Genomic DNA, 13,920 nt, shown 5'->3' with positions numbered 1-13,920 from the left:
GGGGGGGCCGTGGCCCGTGCGATCCCCGAACGCGCGGTGCCGGCTTGCCGCCGGCGAAGGCTCGGCTAACCTCGCCGGCACAGACGCGGCGCCGGCATGGCCCCCTGCCGGCCGGCCGCGCACCGCCATCGAGGAACACGTCCGCCGTGAAGCCGGCCCCCTTCGCCTATCTGCGCGCCCGGAGCCTCGCCGAGGCGTTCGACGCCCTGGATCGCCACGGCGAGGAGGCGCGGCTCCTCGCCGGCGGGCAGAGCCTGATCCCGGCGCTCAATCTCCGCCTCGCCACGCCGGCCGTGCTGGTGGACATCAACGGCCTCGCCGGGCTCGCCGGCATCGCGCTGCAGGGCGGCGTCGTGCGCATCGGCGCGCTGACCCGCCACGCCGCGCTGGAGGCGAGCGAGATCGTGGCCCGCCATCTGCCGCTGCTGGCCGAGGCGGTGCCGCAGATCGCGCATCCCGCGATCCGCAGCCGCGGCACGCTCGGGGGCAGCATCGCGCTGGCCGACCCGGCGGCGGAGCTGCCGGCCTGCGCGCTGGCCCTCGATGCGACGATCGTCGCCATGGGCCGCGCCGGCGAGCGGCGGATCGCGGCGCGCGACTTCTTCCGCGGCCTCTACCAGACCGACCTGCAGCCGGGCGAGCTGGTGGCGGCGGTCGAGTTCCCGGTGCAGCCGCCGGAGCGGCGCGGCTGCGTGCTGGAGCTCGCGCGGCGGCAGGGGGACTATGCGATCGTCGGGCTCGCCGCCGCCGCCACGGTGCAGGGCGACGGCGCGCTGCGCGATCCGCGCCTGGTCTTCTTCGGGGTCGGGCCGACGCCCGTCCGCGCCGCGGCGGCGGAGGCGGCGCTCGCCGGGGCGGGCGGCGTCGCGGCCGCGCAGGCGGCGCTCGAGCGCGACCTCGACCCGCCGGCGGACCTGCACGGGCCGCCGCAGTTCCGCCGCCACCTCGCGCGCGTGCTGCTCGGCCGCGCCGCCGCGCGCCTGCTCGGGTGATCCGCGCCATGGACCGATTCGTCGCCATCCGCCTGACCGTCAACGGCGAGCCGGTGGAGGCGCGGGTGGACGCCCGCCTCCACCTGGTGGACTTCCTGCGCGAGCAGCTCGACCTCACCGGCAGCCATGTCGGCTGCGAACACGGCGTCTGCGGCGCCTGCACGATCCGCGTCAACGGCGAGATCGTGCGCGGCTGCCTCATGCTCGCCGCGCAGTGCGACGGCGCCGAGGTCTGGACCATCGAGGGCCTGACCGAGACCGGGGAGATCGCCGCGCTGCAGGAGGCCTTCGTCGCGCGCAACGCGCTGCAGTGCGGCTTCTGCACGCCGGGGATGCTGGTCGCGGCGGCGGAGCTGCTGCGGCGCGAGCCGCGCCCCTCGCGCGAGCGCATCCGCGACTGGCTCGGCGGCAACTACTGCCGCTGCACCGGCTATCACGCGATCGTGGACGCGGTGGAACAGGCCGCGGCGGCGCTGCACGGCGCCCCGGCGGAGTGAGGACGCGATGACCGGCTCCCCCCTGTCCGAGATCGACCGCCCGAACAGCTACATCGGCCGCAGCGTGCCGCGCCCGAACGCGCGCCGGCTGGTCGCCGGCCGCGGCGCCTACGTGGACGACCTGCGGCTGCCGCGCATGGCGCACGTCGCCTTCCTGCGCAGCCCGCACGCGCATGCGCGCATCCTCGCCATCCACGCGGAGGAGGCGCGGCGGGCGCCGGGCGTGATCCGCGTCGTCACCGGGCGCGAGCTCGCCGCGCACTGCACGCCCTGGGTCGGCGTGCTGCACCATCTGAAGGGGCTGAAGTCGGCGCCGCAGCACGCGATGGCGGTGGACCGCGCCTGCTGGCAGGGCGAGCCGGTCTGCGCCGTCGTCGCGCGCAGCCGGGCGGAGGCGGAGGACGCGGCCGCGCTGATCCGGGTGGACTGGGAGGAGCTGCCCGCCGTCACCGACATGGAGACGGCGCTCGATCCGGCGACGCCGGTGATCCACCCGGATCTCGGCGACAACCTCGCCTTCCGGCGCGAGCATGTCGGCGGCGACCCGGACGCGGCCTTCGCCGATCCGGAGGCGGTGGTGGTGGAGGCCACCTTCCACACCGGCCGCCACACCGGCGTCTGCCTGGAGGGGCGCAGCATCCTCGCCGACTGGAACCCGGCCGAGGAGCGGCTGACGGTGTACCAGTCCACCCAGGCGCCGCACATGATGCAGACGGTGTTCGCGCGGCATCTCGGGCTGCGCGAGGGCCAGGTGCGCGTCGTGTGCAAGGACGTCGGCGGCTCCTACGGCATCAAGGTGCACGTCTATCCGGACGAGGTGGCGACCGCCGCGCTGTCGAAGATGCTGGGACGGCCGGTGAAGTTCGTCGCCGACCGCATCGAGGGCATGGTCAGCGACATCCACGCCCGCGACCACCGGCTGCGCGCGCGCGCGGCGGTGCGCCGCGACGGCACGCTGCTGGCGATGGAGGTGGACGACCTCACCGGCATCGGCCCGTATTCGGTCTATCCGCGCACCTCGGCGGTCGAGGGCAACCAGGTGGTGAACCTCTGCGGCGGGCCCTACGTGCTGAAGGGCTACCGCGCGAAGACCACGGTGGTGTTCCAGAACAAGACGCCGACCTGCCAGTACCGCGCCGTCGGCCACCCGATCGCGACCGCGGTGACCGAGGGGCTGGTGGACCTGGCGGCCGAGGCGATCGGCATGGACCCCGCCGAGATCCGGCGGCGCAACCTGATCCCCGACGACGCCTATCCCTGCACCTCGCTCTCCGGGATGCGCTTCGAGGCGCTGTCGCACCACAAGTGCCTGGCGCGGCTGCTCGAGATGATGGACTACGAGCGGCTGCGCGCGGAGCAGGCGGAGCTGCGCAAGCACGGCATCCATCGCGGCATCGGCCTCGCCTGCTTCATCGAGCTGACCAACCCCTCGCCCTTCATGTACGGCATCGGCGGCGCGCGCATCTCGGCGATGGACGGCGCGACGGTGCGGCTCGACCCGGACGGCTCGCTCGCGGTCGCCTCGGGCGTGACCGAGCAGGGGCAGGGGACCGAGGCGATCCTGGCGCAGATCGCGGCCACCGCCGTCGGCGTGCCGGTCGAGCGCGTGCGCGTCGTCACCGGCGACACCGAGGTGACGCCCTACGGCGGCGGCACCTGGGCCAGCCGCGGCGCCGGGATCGGCGGCGAGGCGATGCTGCAGGCGGGACTCGCGCTGAAGGAGGGCATCCTCGCCGTCGCCGGCGCGATGCTGCAGGCGCGGCCGGAGACGCTCGACATCCGCGGCGGCGTCGTCGTGGACCGCGCGAGCGGCGCGGAGCGCCTGCCGCTCGAGGAGCTCGGCCGCGTCGTCTATTTCCGCGGCGACACCCTGCCCCGGGACCTGCCGCGCGAGCTGGTGGCGACGCGCCACTGGACGCCGAAGGAGTATCCCTTCTGCTTCACCAACGGCGCGCAGGCGAGCTACCTCGAGGTGGACGTCGAGACCGGCTTCGTCCGCCTCCTCGGCCACTGGTGCGTCGAGGACTGCGGCACGGTGATCAACCCCATGCTGGTGGAGGAGCAGATCCGCGGCGGCGTGGTGCAGGGCATCGGCGGCGCGCTGTTCGAGCACTGCGTCTATTCGCCGGAGGGCCAGCTCCTCTCGGGCAGCCTCGCCGACTACCTGGTGCCGATGAGCGGCGAGATGCCCGACATCCATGTCGGCCACGTCGAGACGCCGACGCGCGAGAGCGCGCTCGGCGCCAAGGGGGCGGGCGAGGCGGGGACGGCGGGGGCGCCGGCGGCGGTGCAGAACGCGATCAACGACGCGCTGCGTCCCTTCGGGGCGCGCGTGCTCGCGCAGCCCTTCACCCCGGCGCGGATCCTCGCCGCGCTGGGGCGGATCTAGGGGCGGTCACGGACGGCCGGGCGCGCCGGACGCGCGAACCGGCTCCGGCGTCCGGCCCGGCGCGGGACGCCGGGCCGGCGGTCGCTCAGCGCTCCCGCCAGGGGGCGCGCTCCCACAGGGCGCGGTAGCTCTCGCGCAGCGCGCGCAGCTGCTCGCCCCAGGCCTCGCCGGGGATGTAGCGGACCTCCGTGAACTGCGCCTCCAGCGCGCGGGCGAATTCCGGATCCTGCGCCGCGGCGCCGAAGGCCTCGCGCAGCCGCGCGAGCACCGCGGGCGGCGTGGCGGCGGGCGCGACCACGCCGCGGTCGGAGGCCATCTCGATCGGCAGGCCGAGCTCGCGGAAGGTCGGCACCTGCGGGGCGAAGCGCGAGCGGGCGGGGCCGGCCTGCACCAGCATGCGCATGTTCTCCGGCGCGCCCATGATCTCGCCGACGTTCATCCCGACCACGTCCACCTGGCGTCCGAGCAGCGCCGAGCGCACCTGGGCGGAGCCGGGATAGGTGACGTGCGTCATGCGGATGCCGGCCGCCTGCTGCAGCAGCACGAGCTGCAGGTGGTCGTCCGAGCCGATGCCGGAGGAGGCGAAGTTCAGCCGGTCCGGTTCGCGCCGCGCCGCCTCGATCAGCTCCTGGACGGTGCGGTAGGGGCTCTGGGCATGCACCGTCATCGCGTTCGGGTCGGTGGCGATCAGCGCGACGGCGGCGAAGTCCTCGAGCCGGAACTGCGCGGTCCGCTCGATCGGGATGGTGAGCAGGCCGGGCATGGTGACGACGCCGAGCGTGTGGCCGTCCGGCCGGGCGCGGGCGACGGAGGCCATCATCACCTCGCCGCCGGCGCCGGGGCGGTTGATGACGACGACGGGGCCGCCGAGGCGCGGTTCGAGGAACCGGGCGAAGGTGCGGATGGTGATGTCGGTGCCGCCGCCGGCGGCGAAGCCGACCACCAGCTCCACCGGGCGTTCGGGGAACCGCGCGGTCTGCGCGCGGACCGCGGGGGCGGCCAGCGAGGCGGCGGCGACGCCGAGCGCGGCGCGGCGGGTGAGCGTCATGCGGTGCTCCGTGCGTTTCCTTCCCTGGGCTGCCGAGCGTAGAGCGGATCGCGGGCGGCTGGGAACAGCCGGGTGCATGGATCCGCCTGCCGGACGACGCGCCGGAGCCGTTGCCGCGCGCGCGGCCGAGCGGAAACGGCTCCAGCCGCGCCCCGGCGCCGCCGGCCAGTCCCGGCGCATCACGGCCCCTGATGGCGGGCAGTAGATCAAATTGCTTCCGCAATCCCGTCGTCCTGCGCATGGTCCCGCCCGGGTCCGGCCCGGCCGCGACCCGGGAGGGGACGACGCGCGGATGAAGCTGGACGCCACCCTGCAGGAGGAGTGCGCCGGATCGGCCGGGCCCGGGCCGGAGGACGTCGCGGCGGCGCCGCCCGATCCGCGCGCGCTGCGCCGGGCGCTCGGCCGGTACGCGACCGGCGTGACGGTGGTGACGGCGCGCGCGCCGGGGCCCGCCGGCGCCCCGGTCGGCGTGACCGCGAACTCCTTCACCTCGGTCTCGCTCGAGCCGCCGCTGCTGCTGTGGTGCCTCGACCTGCGCTCCTCGACGCGGCCCGTCTTCCTCGCCGCCGGCTGGTTCGCGGTGAACGTGCTGGCGGCGGACCAGGCGGCGCTGTCGGTGCGCTTCGCCACGCCGGGCGGCGCGGACAAGTTCGCCGGGCTCGGCTGGGCGGAGGGCCTGGGCGGCAGCCCGCTGCTGCCGGGTTGCCTCGCCCGCTTCGAGTGCCGTACCGAGCGCGCGGTGGAGGCGGGCGACCACGTGGTCCTGATCGGGCGCGTCCTGCGCGCGAGCCACCGCGAGGAGGGCGAGCCGCTGCTGTTCCTCGGCGGCCGCTACCGGCTGCCGGGGCCGCCGCTCGCCGCGGCCAGAGGGGAGAGGGAGGGGGCATGATCCGCGCCGCGGTCGTGGGCCTGGGCTGGTGGGGGCGGCAGATCACGCGGAGCCTCGCGGGATCGGGCGAGATCCGCGTGGTGCGCGCGGTGGACCCGGACCGGGCGGCGCACGAGGCCTTCGCGCGGGAGCACGGCCTGCCGCTCTCCGCGGCGCTGGAGGAGGCGCTCGCCGACCCCGAGGTGGACGCGGTGATCCTGTGCACGCCGCAGGACCTGCACACCGGCCAGGTGCTGGCCGCGGCCCGCGCCGGCAAGCACGTGTTCTGCGAGAAGCCGCTGGCGATGACGCGCGCCGACGCCGAGGCGAGCGTCGCCGCCTGCCGCGCCGCGGGCGTGGTGCTCGGCGTCGGCCACGAGCGGCGCTTCGAGCCGGCGATGCGGCGGCTGCGGGCGATGCTGCGCGAGGGGCGGCTGGGGACGATCCTGCACCTCGAGGCGAATTTCAGCCACGACAAGCTGCGCCACATCCGGCCGGGCGACTGGCGCGCCGACCCGAGGAACCCGGCCGCCTTCACCGGCATGGGCGTGCACCTGACCGACGCCTTCCTCGAGCTCGCCGGCCCGGCGACGGAGGTGTACGCGGCGGCCGCGCGCCTCGTCTCCGAGCGGCCGAACGGCGACCTCGTCTCGGTGCAGCTCCGCCTCGCCTCCGGCGCCACCGCCTTCGCCAGCGCCATCCTGGAGACGCCGCTCTACATCGGCTTCCGCGTCTTCGGCAGCGAGGGCTGGGCGGAGATCCGCAACGCCACGCATCCCGACACGCCTGGCCCCGCGACGCTCACCGTGCAGCGCCGCGGCGGCGCGCCGGAGACGGAGGAGTTCGCCTGGGAGAACGCGGTGCTGCTCAACCTGCAGGCCTTCGCGCGCGCGGTGCGCGGCGAGGCCGAGTACCCGTTCACCGACGCCGAGAAGATCGGCAACGTCGCGGTGCTGGAGGCCGTGGCGCGCTCGGTCGCGACCGGCGCCCTGGTGCGGCTCGCCCCGTGACGCGCCTTCCTTCCTGACAGAGCGGAGATCCCTCTCGTGCAGCTCGGCTTCTTCACCATGCCGATCCACCCCCTCGGCAAGGACTGGCGCCAGTCCCTGCGCGAGGACCAGGAGGCCTTCCTGCTCGCCGACGAGCTCGGCTTCGTCGAGGGGCTGTGCGGCGAGCACGTGACCGACCTCGCCGAGAACATCACCTCCTGCATGATGTTCCTCGCCACCCTGGCGGGCCGGGTGAAGCGCATGAAACTCGGCACCGGCACGGTGAACATCCCGAACAGCCACCCGGCGGCGGTGGCGGCGCAGGCGGCGATGCTCGACCACCTGCTGGACGGGCGGTTCCTGCTCGGCATCAGCCCGGGCGGCCTGCTGTCGGACGCGGAGGCGTTCGGCAACCTCGACGCCGACCGCAACGCGATGTTCGTCGAGGGCATCAACATGATCCTCGACCTCTGGACCAGGGACCCGCCCTACGCGCTGAAGGGGAAGTACTGGGGCGTCACCACCGAGCGCACCTTCCTGCCGGAGATCGGCCAGGGCATCATCCCGAGGCCGCTGCAGCGGCCGCACCCGCCGATCGTGGTGACCGCCGTCGCCCCCTTCTCCAAGGGCGTGACGGAGGCGGCGGCGCGCGGCTGGGATCCGATCTCGGCCAACTTCCTGATGCCGGTCTGGGTGAAGAGCCACTGGCCGAGATACGTCGAGGGCTGCGAGCGCGCCGGGCGCCCGGCCGACCCCGCGAACTGGCGCGTGGCGAAGAGCGTGTTCGTCTGCGAGGACCTGGCGACGGCGCGCGAATACGCGCTCGGCCCGCAGAGCCCCTACCGCCACTACTACCGGTCGCTGCTCACCAAGCTGGTGCGCAACGGGCGGGGGGAGCTGTTCAAGGAGCGACGCGACATGCCGGACGAGGCGGTGACGCTCGACTACGTGCTCGACCGCCTGGTGATCTGGGGGACGCCGGACATGGTGGCGGAGAAGCTGCTTGCCTTCCGCGAGCAGGTGGGCGAGTTCGGCACTCTGCTCTATGCCGGCAAGGACTGGGCGGACCGCGAGCTCGGCCGCCGCTCCATGATCCTGCTGGCGGAGAAGGTGCTGCCGAAGGTGAACGCGGCGATCGGCGCGGGCGCGCGTGCCGCCGCGGAATGAGGGGGAGCGGCGATGCCCGTCTACAGCCTGAAGGAGCTGAAGGCCGAATACGTCACGCCCAAGCATTCCACCGCCTTCGGCCCGCTGATCACCGGCGAGCAGATCGAGCTCGGCGTGCTGAGCTACAAGGCGGGCGAGGGCGCGACCACCCACGCGCACCCGCAGGAGCAGATCATCCTGGTGCTCAAGGGCCGCGCGCGCTTCATCCTGGACGGCGTGGAGCACGAGATCGGCCCCGGCATGGCGGTGCACGTCCCGCCCGGTGTGCCGCATTCGGTGCGCATGATCGAGGACACGGAACTGGTCAGCGCCAAGGGCGTGGTCGCCGGCGTCGGCCACCGCATCTGAGCCGGGGAGGGAGGAGGAGATGTCCGAGACGACGACGCGCCCCGCCGCGCGCACGCCGGGCGCCGTGCGCGCCCAGCCGGGCGAGCACGTGTTCGAGATGGCGAAGCTGAACCGGATCCTCGGCGGGCCGGACTACTCCTCCGCCGTCGGCACCTGCGTCGAGGGCGAGCGGATGATCGTCGCCCTGATGCGCATGGCCGCCGGCACCGGGGCGGAGCCGCACTCGCACCCCAACGAGCAGTGGATCTACGTGCTGGAGGGCACCTTCCGCGCCGTGGTCGGGGGGCAGCCCTGCGAGGTGCCGGCCGGTTCGGTGCTCTACATCCCGGCGGACGTGGTCCATTCCGGCCGGGCGGGCGAGGACCGGGACGTGGTGTTCTTCACCGTGAAGGACGCCTCGCACGGCCTGCACGGGATCAAGGCGTAGCGCCGCCTGCCCCGCGCGGGCCGGGCGCGGCCCTCAGGTCGGGAAGTTGAGCTCGATCGTCACCCCGTTCGGGTCCTCGAGGAACATCTGGTGCAGGTTCAGGCCGGGCACGGTGCGCTCGCGGAACGGCACGCCGGCGGCGCGGAAGCGGGCGCGCATGCCTTCCACGTCCTCGGCGACGAAGGCGACGTGGTCGATGGTGCCGGTGCCCGGCTCGGCCGCCATCCCCTTCTCGCCGAGGTACTCGATCAGCCCCTGGGGGTCGTTCGGGTCGATGCCGACCACGTGCACCACGGCGATGCCGCCGTTGTAGAGCCATACGCCGGGGAAGCGGAACTCCGGCCGCGGCCCGACCTCGAGGCCGAGCACGTCCACGTAGAAGCGGCGGGTCTCCTCCAGCCGCGTGGTGCGGATCGAGTAGTGGTCGAGCCGGCCGAGCGGCATGATCTCGTGCTCCTTCGTTTTGCGGGCCGAATGCGCGAGCCCCCGTTGCGCTCGCGAGCCCGTCAAATTATCGTCCGCGCCCACGAAAGATGCAACGCGCAGGGAGATCGTCCATGACCGCCACCACCCGCCGCCGTGCCCTCGCCGCGGCCGCCGCCGGCGCCGCCCTGGCCGCCTCGCCCTTCCGGATCAATGTCCTCCGTGCGCAGGAGGGGCCGATCCGCGTCGGCTTCCCGGTGCCGCTCACCGGGCCCTACGCCACCGAGGCGCAGAACCAGGTGCGCGCCGCCGAGGTGGCGATCGCCGAGTTCAACGAGTCGGGCGGTCTGAACGGCCGCCGGGCCGAGCTGCTGCCGCGCGACGACCGCCTCAACCCGGGCGAGGCCGCGACCCGCACCCTGGAGCTGATCGAGCGCGAGCGGGTGAACTTCATCGTCGGCTCGCTCTCCGCCTCGGTGCAGCTCGCGGTCAACAACGTCACCAAGGCGCGGCGGGTGATCTTCAACTCGATCAGCCAGTCGGACGCGATCAACGAGGCCTCCGACTGGTCGCCCTACACCTTCCACGAGGCGCTCAACCCGCACATGACCGCAGGCGCGGTCGGGCGCTACGTCTTCTCCCGCTTCGGCAAGCGGGTGGTGTTCCTCACCGCCGACTACGCCTACGGGCACGAGATGGTGCGCGGCTTCCAGCGCGCCGGCGCGCCGCTCGGCATCCAGGTGCTCGCGGACATCCGCCACCCGATCGGGCAGACCGACTTCTCGACGCTGCTGCCGCGCATCCAGGCGCTGCGGCCGGACCTGCTGATCGCGATCAACTTCGGCCGCGACCAGCAGATCACCATGCGCCAGGCGACCGACTTCGGGCTCAAGCGCAGCATGAAGATCGTCGCGCCCGTCCTCCTCTACAGCGCCCGCGTCGCCGCCGGGCCGCAGGCCTTCGAGGGGGTGGTCGGCGGCACCTCCTACTACTGGCGCCTGGAGGACACGGTGCCCTCGGCCAAGGCGTTCAACGACAAGTTCCGCCGCATGCACAACGGCGCGGTGCCGACCGACTACGGCGCGCTCGGCTACGGCGGCGTGCGCACGCTGCTGGAGGCGTGCCGTCTGGCAGGCTCGACCGACACCGACAAGGTGATCGAGGCGATGCGCAGCCTGCGCTACGACTACTACAAGGGGCCGCAGTACTACCGCCGCTGCGACCACCAGTCGGTGCAGTCGGTGCTGATCGTCGAATCGAAGTCGCGCGACATGAAGGACGAGAACGACGTGTTCAACATCGTCCACATCGAGGAGCCGAACGAGGCCAACCTGCGCACCTGCGCCGAGCTCGGCCACGCCGGCTGAGCGACGCGGGTGGGAACGCTCGGTTTCGACCTGCTGGCGCTGCAGCTCTTTGCGGGCGTGGCGCTGGGGGCCATCTACGTGCTGCTGGCGATCGGCCTGTCGCTGATCTTCGGCATGCTCACGGTGGTGAACTTCGCGCACGGCGCCTTCTTCATGTTCGGCGCCTATGCGGGCGTGTTCCTCGCCGCGCGCGGGGCGAGCTTCTGGGCGAGCCTCATCGCCGTGCCGCTGATCGTCGGCGCCTTCGGCCTGCTGGTCGAGCGCTTCCTGATCCGCCCGCTCTATGGGCGCGGCATAGACTACCCGCTGCTGCTCACCTTCGGCCTCGCCTACATGATGGTGGAGGGCATCCGCATCGCCTTCGGCACGCTCGGCCTGCCCTTCGACACGCCGGAGTCGCTGCAGGGGGCGACCGACATCGGCATCGGCTTCTTCCCGACCTACCGGCTGTTCGTCATCGGCGCCACCGCGGCGATCCTGCTCGGCCTCTGGCTGTTCCTCGAGCGCACGCGCTACGGCCTGATCATCCGCGCCGGCGCGCGCGATCCGCAGATCGTGCGCGTGCTCGGCGTGGACGTCTCGCGCGTCTGGCTCCTGGTGTTCGGCCTCGGCACCGGCATCGCCGGGCTCGCGGGACTGCTGGCGGCGCCGCTGCAGGGCGTGAGCCCAGAGATGGGCGGGCCGGTGCTGGCGGAGGCCTTCGTCGTCACCGTGGTGGGCGGCATGGGGTCGCTGCTCGGCGCGGTGGTGGCGGGGCTGCTGGTGGGGGTGACGGTGGCGCTGACCTCTCTGTTCGTGCCGGAGATGGCCAAGGTCTCGATCTTCGCGCTGATGGCCGTGGTGCTGCTGGTGCGGCCGCAGGGCCTGTTCGGCCGCCCCGGCCTGCTGAGCTGAGCCGACGATGGCCCACGCGACGACTGCCGAGCCCGCCGCCCCCCGCGCCGCCCTGAGCGGGGCGCTGGAGCGTCACCGCGTGCTCGCCGCGGCGGCGTTCCTTGCCGTCTTCCCGCTGGTCGCGCCGTTCGAGGCGCTGGCGGTGAACATCCTGATCCACGGGCTCTACGCCCTCGGCTTCAACCTGATGTTCGGCTACCTCGGCCTGCTCTCCTTCGGCCATGCGGCGCTGTTCGGAGGCGGCGCCTATCTCTGCGGCATCGCCATCGTGCACTTCGGCGCGCCATGGTGGGTGGCGATCCCGGCCGGCATCGCCGGCGCCGTCGCCATCGCGGCGATCGTCGGCGCGCTCGCGGTGCGCACGCGCGGCATCTACTTCTCGATGGTGACGCTCGCGCTGGCGCAGTGCTTCTACTACATCTTCTACCAGGCGTCCGACTGGACCGGGGGCGAGAACGGGCTGCGCGGGGTGGACCTGAAGGCGATCGCGCTCGGCCCCGCCACGCTCGACTTCCTCGACCCGCGGACGCGCTACTACGTGGTGGCCGCCTTCGTCGTCCTCGCGCTGTGGCTGCTCTCGCGCATCCTCGCCTCGCCCTTCGGCGCGGTGATCGAGGCGGTGCGGGAGAACGAGGCGCGGGCGCGGGCCTGCGGCTACGACGTGACGCGCACGCGCCTGCTCGCCTTCGTCCTGTCCGGGGCCTTCTGCGGGCTCGCCGGGGCGCTGAACGCGCTGCACCTCTCGATCGTGCCGATCGAGTCCATGGCGATCGAGACCTCGGGCCTCGCCGTGATGATGTGCCTGCTCGGCGGCATGGGCACCTTCTTCGGCCCCTTCGTCGGCGCGGCGGTGTTCCTGCTGCTGGAGAGCATCGTCTCGGTCTGGACCGTGCACTGGCAGCTCGTGGTCGGGGCGGTGTTCGTGCTCTGCGTGCTGTTCTTCCCGCGCGGGATCTGGGGCTCGATCCTGCACTGGGCCGCGGGAGGCGGGCGATGAGCGCGGGCGGCGGCGAGGTCATCCTGCGCACGGAGAACCTCGGCAAGCGCTTCGGCGGCTTCACGGCGCTGAAGGGCGTCAGCGCGGAGTTCCGCGCCGGCGCGCTCACCGCCATCATCGGTCCGAACGGGGCCGGCAAGAGCACCTACTTCAACATCCTCTCCGGCGCCTTCCCGCCGAGCGAGGGCCGCGTGCTGTTCGAGGGGCGCGACATCACCGGCCTGCCGCAGCACCGCTTCGCCCACATGGGCATCGCCAAGTCCTTCCAGATCACCAACGTATTCCCCGAGCTCTCCGCGCTCGAGAACGTCCGCATCGCGCTCCAGGCGCGCGTCAGCCGCTACGACATCTGGCGCCCGCGCGCGCGCATGACAGGGCTGGTCGAGCAGGCGGGCGAGATCCTCGCCACCGTCGGGCTCTGGGCGCGGCGCGACCGCGCCGCCTCGGCGCTCGCGCACGGGGAGCAGCGCGCGCTCGAGATCGGCATGGCGCTCGCCGCCCAGCCGCGCCTGCTGCTGCTCGACGAGCCGACCGCGGGGATGAGCCCGGAGGAGACGCGGGCGATGATGGAGCTGATCCTCCGCCTTGCCCGCGAGCGCACGGTGATCCTGGTCGAGCACAAGATGAAGCTGGTGATGGGCATCAGCGACCGCGTGCTGGTGCTGCACCACGGCGAGCTGCTCGCCGAGGGGACGCCCGACGAGATCCGCCGCGACGAGACGGTCCGGCGCGTCTATCTCGGCCAGCGGGAGCACTGAGGCGATGCTGCGCATCGAGGATCTGCACGCCTGGTACGGGCCGAGCCATGTCCTGCAGGGCGTCTCGCTCGAGGTGAACCGGGGCGAGATCGTCTGCCTGATCGGCCGCAACGGCGCGGGCAAGACCACCACGCTCAAGTCCGTCATGGGCCTGATCGAGAAGCGCCGCGGCCGCGTCGTCTTCGAGGGCCAGGAGATCCTGCACCGCCCCGCCCACGCGCGCTTCGCCCTCGGCCTCGCCTACGTGCCGGAGGAGCGGCGCATCGTCCCCGGCCTCTCGGTGCGCGACAACCTGCGCCTCGGCTTGGTCGCCTCGCCGGAGGGACGCCGGCACGAGGCGGAGCGGATCGAGCGCGCGACCGCCGCCTTCCCGCGGCTCAAGGAGCGCCTGGATCAGGTCGCGGTCACCCTCTCGGGCGGCGAACAGCAGATGCTCGCCATCGCCCGCGCCATGATCTCCGGCCCGAAGCTGGTGATGCTCGACGAGCCGTCGGAGGGCATCATGCCGGTGCTGGTGGACGAGATGTTCGAGATGTTCCGGCGCATGCGCGACGAGGGCACGACGATCCTGCTGGTGGAGCAGAACGTCGAGCTCGCGCTCGGCCTCGCCGACCGCGCCTACGTGCTGGACCAGGGCGTGGTCGTGCACCACGCCCCGGCCGCCGAGCTGCTCGCCGACGAGGCGATCCAGGAGCGCTACTGCTCGGTCTAGCGCCGGTTCCGCTCGGCCGCGCGCGCGGCGACGGCTCCGCCGCG

General features: G+C 73.3%; 15 protein-coding genes. 13 read left to right on the top strand and 2 right to left on the bottom strand.

Going from position 1 to position 13,920, the window contains the following annotated elements; translation table 11 throughout:
• Positions 1 to 146 precede the first annotated feature (146 nt).
• From K1J50_RS00675 to K1J50_RS00665, 3 genes are read left to right on the top strand one after another with little or no spacing between them, the layout of a single operon-like run.
• The gene (locus K1J50_RS00675; protein WP_220115504.1) at positions 147 to 992 is read left to right on the top strand and encodes an FAD binding domain-containing protein; all 846 of its coding nucleotides are present in this window, start codon (positions 147 to 149) and stop codon (positions 990 to 992) included.
• 8 nt (positions 993 to 1,000) lie between these two features.
• On the top strand, positions 1,001 to 1,489 hold the full coding sequence (locus K1J50_RS00670; protein ID WP_220115503.1) for a (2Fe-2S)-binding protein: 489 nt from the start codon (positions 1,001 to 1,003) through the stop codon (positions 1,487 to 1,489).
• A 7-nt stretch (positions 1,490 to 1,496) separates the two neighbouring features.
• Positions 1,497 to 3,878 (top strand): xanthine dehydrogenase family protein molybdopterin-binding subunit, encoded by a 2,382-nt coding sequence (locus tag K1J50_RS00665; protein WP_255574768.1) that lies wholly within the window; start codon positions 1,497 to 1,499, stop codon positions 3,876 to 3,878.
• Between the two features lie 85 nt (positions 3,879 to 3,963).
• On the opposite strand, the gene K1J50_RS00660 is transcribed toward K1J50_RS00665, so the two are convergent.
• Entirely contained in the window at positions 3,964 to 4,926 is a 963-nt protein-coding gene (locus K1J50_RS00660; protein ID WP_220115502.1) for a tripartite tricarboxylate transporter substrate binding protein, read from the bottom strand.
• A 292-nt stretch (positions 4,927 to 5,218) separates the two neighbouring features.
• Between K1J50_RS00660 and K1J50_RS00655 the strand changes: the two genes are divergently transcribed.
• Genes K1J50_RS00655 through K1J50_RS00635 form a run of 5 tightly spaced genes read left to right on the top strand, consistent with a single transcriptional unit; the run spans position 5,219 to position 8,725 of the window.
• A complete protein-coding gene (locus K1J50_RS00655) occupies positions 5,219 to 5,815 on the top strand; it encodes a flavin reductase family protein (protein ID WP_220115501.1) in 597 nt (198 codons plus the stop codon).
• On the top strand, positions 5,812 to 6,804 hold the full coding sequence (locus K1J50_RS00650; protein ID WP_220115500.1) for a Gfo/Idh/MocA family protein: 993 nt from the start codon (positions 5,812 to 5,814) through the stop codon (positions 6,802 to 6,804). Before K1J50_RS00655 ends, K1J50_RS00650 begins: the two co-directional genes overlap by 4 nt.
• Positions 6,805 to 6,840: 36 nt before the next feature.
• Positions 6,841 to 7,950: an LLM class flavin-dependent oxidoreductase gene (locus tag K1J50_RS00645; RefSeq protein ID WP_220115499.1), complete on the top strand. Its 1,110-nt coding sequence runs from the start codon at positions 6,841 to 6,843 to the stop codon at positions 7,948 to 7,950.
• A gap of 12 nt (positions 7,951 to 7,962) precedes the next feature.
• Positions 7,963 to 8,298: a cupin domain-containing protein gene (locus tag K1J50_RS00640; RefSeq protein ID WP_220115498.1), complete on the top strand. Its 336-nt coding sequence runs from the start codon at positions 7,963 to 7,965 to the stop codon at positions 8,296 to 8,298.
• A 19-nt stretch (positions 8,299 to 8,317) separates the two neighbouring features.
• Complete coding sequence (locus tag K1J50_RS00635) at positions 8,318 to 8,725, top strand: cupin domain-containing protein (RefSeq protein ID WP_220115497.1); 408 nt, start codon at positions 8,318 to 8,320, stop codon at positions 8,723 to 8,725.
• A gap of 33 nt (positions 8,726 to 8,758) precedes the next feature.
• Here the strand turns inward: K1J50_RS00635 and K1J50_RS00630 are convergent, their stop codons facing one another.
• Positions 8,759 to 9,169, bottom strand: a complete 411-nt coding sequence (locus tag K1J50_RS00630) for a VOC family protein (RefSeq protein ID WP_220115496.1) — start codon at positions 9,167 to 9,169, stop codon at positions 8,759 to 8,761.
• A 113-nt stretch (positions 9,170 to 9,282) separates the two neighbouring features.
• Here K1J50_RS00630 and K1J50_RS00625 point away from each other — a divergent pair, with 113 nt between their 5' ends.
• The 5 genes from K1J50_RS00625 to K1J50_RS00605 are packed head-to-tail and all read left to right on the top strand — an operon-like array spanning position 9,283 to position 13,876.
• Complete coding sequence (locus K1J50_RS00625) at positions 9,283 to 10,515, top strand: ABC transporter substrate-binding protein (protein ID WP_220115495.1); 1,233 nt, start codon at positions 9,283 to 9,285, stop codon at positions 10,513 to 10,515.
• Positions 10,516 to 10,524: 9 nt separating this feature from the next.
• Positions 10,525 to 11,409, top strand: a complete 885-nt coding sequence (locus tag K1J50_RS00620) for a branched-chain amino acid ABC transporter permease (protein WP_220115494.1) — start codon at positions 10,525 to 10,527, stop codon at positions 11,407 to 11,409.
• Positions 11,410 to 11,416: 7 nt separating this feature from the next.
• Entirely contained in the window at positions 11,417 to 12,406 is a 990-nt protein-coding gene (locus tag K1J50_RS00615; RefSeq protein ID WP_220115493.1) for a branched-chain amino acid ABC transporter permease, read from the top strand.
• A complete protein-coding gene (locus K1J50_RS00610) occupies positions 12,403 to 13,164 on the top strand; it encodes an ABC transporter ATP-binding protein (protein WP_220115492.1) in 762 nt (253 codons plus the stop codon). Before K1J50_RS00615 ends, K1J50_RS00610 begins: the two co-directional genes overlap by 4 nt.
• Positions 13,165 to 13,168: 4 nt before the next feature.
• The gene (locus K1J50_RS00605) at positions 13,169 to 13,876 is read left to right on the top strand and encodes an ABC transporter ATP-binding protein (protein ID WP_220115491.1); all 708 of its coding nucleotides are present in this window, start codon (positions 13,169 to 13,171) and stop codon (positions 13,874 to 13,876) included.
• Positions 13,877 to 13,920 lie beyond the last annotated feature (44 nt).

It is taken from the genome of Caldovatus aquaticus, from assembly GCF_019458025.1.
Classification (GTDB): domain Bacteria; phylum Pseudomonadota; class Alphaproteobacteria; order Acetobacterales; family Acetobacteraceae; genus Caldovatus; species Caldovatus aquaticus.
The sequence above is the reverse complement of the archived record's forward strand: the minus strand, read 5'-3'. Positions and strand labels throughout refer to the sequence as shown.

Bases quoted from the DNA above. Each gene is read 5' to 3' on its own strand.
- K1J50_RS00670 (WP_220115503.1), top strand. From the start codon at position 1,001: ATGGACCGATTCGTCGCCATCCGCCTGACCGTCAACGGCGAGCCGGTG.
- K1J50_RS00665 (WP_255574768.1), top strand. From the start codon at position 1,497: ATGACCGGCTCCCCCCTGTCCGAGATCGACCGCCCGAACAGCTACATC.
- K1J50_RS00660 (WP_220115502.1), bottom strand. From the start codon at position 4,926: ATGACGCTCACCCGCCGCGCCGCGCTCGGCGTCGCCGCCGCCTCGCTG.
- K1J50_RS00655 (WP_220115501.1), top strand. From the start codon at position 5,219: ATGAAGCTGGACGCCACCCTGCAGGAGGAGTGCGCCGGATCGGCCGGG.
- K1J50_RS00650 (WP_220115500.1), top strand. From the start codon at position 5,812: ATGATCCGCGCCGCGGTCGTGGGCCTGGGCTGGTGGGGGCGGCAGATC.
- K1J50_RS00640 (WP_220115498.1), top strand. From the start codon at position 7,963: ATGCCCGTCTACAGCCTGAAGGAGCTGAAGGCCGAATACGTCACGCCC.
- K1J50_RS00635 (WP_220115497.1), top strand. From the start codon at position 8,318: ATGTCCGAGACGACGACGCGCCCCGCCGCGCGCACGCCGGGCGCCGTG.
- K1J50_RS00630 (WP_220115496.1), bottom strand. From the start codon at position 9,169: ATGCCGCTCGGCCGGCTCGACCACTACTCGATCCGCACCACGCGGCTG.
- K1J50_RS00625 (WP_220115495.1), top strand. From the start codon at position 9,283: ATGACCGCCACCACCCGCCGCCGTGCCCTCGCCGCGGCCGCCGCCGGC.
- K1J50_RS00615 (WP_220115493.1), top strand. From the start codon at position 11,417: ATGGCCCACGCGACGACTGCCGAGCCCGCCGCCCCCCGCGCCGCCCTG.
- K1J50_RS00610 (WP_220115492.1), top strand. From the start codon at position 12,403: ATGAGCGCGGGCGGCGGCGAGGTCATCCTGCGCACGGAGAACCTCGGC.
- K1J50_RS00605 (WP_220115491.1), top strand. From the start codon at position 13,169: ATGCTGCGCATCGAGGATCTGCACGCCTGGTACGGGCCGAGCCATGTC.